2 protein-coding genes and 1 pseudogene are annotated in these 1,936 nt (G+C 41.7%); all 3 read right to left on the reverse strand.

Features of this window, described 5'->3' with window-relative positions; all coding sequences use genetic code 11:
- Window positions 1–383, reverse strand: a 383-nt coding sequence (locus WEIDD23_RS14315) for an MFS transporter (RefSeq protein ID WP_242865385.1), incomplete at its 3' end; no start/stop codon positions are given.
- Between the two features lie 121 nt (window positions 384–504).
- Window positions 505–1,458 (reverse strand): DMT family transporter, encoded by a 954-nt coding sequence (locus WEIDD23_RS01895; protein WP_010373647.1) that lies wholly within the window; start codon window positions 1,456–1,458, stop codon window positions 505–507.
- 280 nt (window positions 1,459–1,738) lie between these two features.
- A pseudogene (locus WEIDD23_RS13395) lies at window positions 1,739–1,936 on the reverse strand (cell surface protein); the annotation flags it as partial.

The raw sequence follows: 1,936 nt of genomic DNA on the forward strand, positions 1-1,936 counted from the left end.
AAAATTGCGCGCGCGGCTGGGTACGCAAACGAGACATCCACATTCAAAATGAAAGTTAGTAAAAATAATACCCAGAGCTGTGGCTTAGTCGGATCAATCAGCAACGATAATGTTAAAGCGCCGATGGCACCAAATAAATCTGCGCCTAACAACACCCATTTACGATTAAAGCGATCCAGCACTGAACCAACATAAACATCATTTAATAAGTAAACCAAAAAGCCGAAACCTGTTAGCCAACCTAAAATTTTTGCATTGCCATAGCTAGACACTAAAAACCAATTCAGGCCAAACCGATAGACACCATCTCCAAACACCGACGCAAAATTCGACGCAAGGAGTGGAAAACTAAATTTCGCTAAGCGCTTATCATTTTCAATCATATCAGTTCACCTCCTACCTATAATTCTCTCCAGTGTATCATAGCTCACACATCAGTAACACCGAAAAAAAGACCATGTACGCAGTATTATTACCGCACACATGGTCTTTTTATCGTATTAATTAAAGAAACTTGATAAAGACAACACCAACAGCCATCACAACAACACCCAAAATTTGAATACCGTTAACACTAGCCTTGGCTGAACGCCACCAGCCAAATTGTTGTACAAGCATTGAACCAACAATTTGACCGATCAATCCCATCGTAATCGTCAAACCAGCACCAATCTTTGGCACTGACAAAACACTGGCGAAGACGAATAGACCACCCAAGATACCGCCAAGCCAGTTCCACGACTTAGCTTGCTTTAACTCAGACACCTTAGGCAAGCGCTTATCAACCACCAAAGCAACGATGGTAATCAAGATAAACCCAACAAAGAATGAAATGAATGAGCCTTGTGCTGGGGCTTGCAATAACGCTCCCAAGTGACCGTTAATTGCTTGTTGCATTGCTGACAACGTTCCAGTAAAAATTGCCCAGATTTGCCAACCAAGCAAGACTGGCTTTGTTTCACTCTCCTGAATGGCCTTATCCATTGCTTCCACATCCTTGTTTAGGACGTTGGGCAAAACAACCGCTACAACAACACCAGCAATCAACACAATTAGCCCGATGACTCGCATTAATGTCAAAGGTGTTTGTGCCGTACCAAACCAACCAAAGGTATCAATAATGGTACCCATTAAAATTTGACCCAAAATTGGCAAAATAACCGTCTGAATTGCACCCAAGCGTGGGAATAGCAACACGTTCGATGTCAAATAGACAGCACCAAGCACACCACCTAGCCAAATCCAAGCCGGATTTGAACTGATGAACGCTCCTGATGGGAACACACGGTGTGACATAATCGCGCTCAAAACGCCTAAAAAGATTGAACCAATTAAAAATGAAATTGCCGCTGAAATGAATGGTGAACCAACCACCTTCTTCATGTCAGCGTTAATTGGATTTTGGTTTGCCAACATAAAACCAGCAAAGAGTGACAAACCTAGAAATACAAGAACCACAATTCTTCTCCTCGAAACTTACTTATAATTATTATTGCTTTATTATTGTAGTTCTTTGAAAATGAAATGCAAGCATTTTGAGCAAGCGAGTTTGTGAAATTTGGTTCTTTTTCAATTTCAATCTCTTATATCGATAGGGTTTCTAGCAACCGTTCACTCATAAAGTCTTCACAAGCTTGTGAAAAGAATTTCCGTTAATTGTTTCAGCGAATCAAAAAAAATCGCCATTCAAACCAAATTGAATAGCGATCGTCTAAACACCATACGTCAGGTGTTACGTTTAATTATCTTTTCGTTTCAAATCTTCCCGTGTGCCACCACGACGCTTTCGGGCAGGCAGTAAGTATCGCCCAAGTAAGAATACGGCTAGGAACACAATAATTGGTCCCACGGCCAATTTCCACCAATTACGTGGTTGTTGCCAATCATTGCCCGCGACTGCCGATCCAGTTAACTCAGCTACCTGTGCGGCAGTGAC

The sequence above is a fragment of the Weissella sp. DD23 genome, assembly GCF_001579105.1.
Lineage (GTDB): Bacteria > Bacillota > Bacilli > Lactobacillales > Lactobacillaceae > Weissella > Weissella cibaria.